The sequence below is a fragment of the Micrococcus sp. KRD077 genome (assembly GCF_017168505.1).
GTDB classification, from domain to species: domain Bacteria; phylum Actinomycetota; class Actinomycetes; order Actinomycetales; family Micrococcaceae; genus Micrococcus; species Micrococcus luteus.
In genome coordinates this window covers 1-406 of record NZ_JABFAZ010000059.1, presented here as the reverse complement: position 1 = coordinate 406, position 406 = coordinate 1, and the positions used below count along the sequence as shown (strand labels likewise).

General features: G+C 38.7%; 1 pseudogene. It reads right to left on the bottom strand.

The annotated features are described in order from the left end of the window. Positions 1-406: pseudogene (locus J1M39_RS11245) on the bottom strand (transketolase); the annotation flags it as partial.

The following is a 406-nucleotide window of genomic DNA, read 5'->3' as shown; positions in this document are numbered from 1 at the left end:
AAGTAGGTGTAGATTCAGATTCTAAGGCAACTTCCCATGCTACTCTTGTTTCATTACCATCTGCAGGACGGATAACATTCATATTTGGAATGGCTCTTAGTCCAGCTAATTGTTCAATTGGTTCATGAGTAGGACCATCTTCACCTACTGCAATTGAATCATGTGTGAAGATGAACGTAGCATTTAATCCCATAATTGATGATAAGCGTAACGCTGGTTTTAAATAATCACTAAATACGAAGAATGTTGCACCATATGGATGTAAACCTCCATGTGCAGCCATACCATTTACAGCAGCACCCATAGCAAATTCACGTACACCAAACCACACATTTTTACCTTCAGGTGTTTCAGAACTATAATCAGTTGCATCATTTACATTGGATTTGTTTGAACCAGCAAGGTC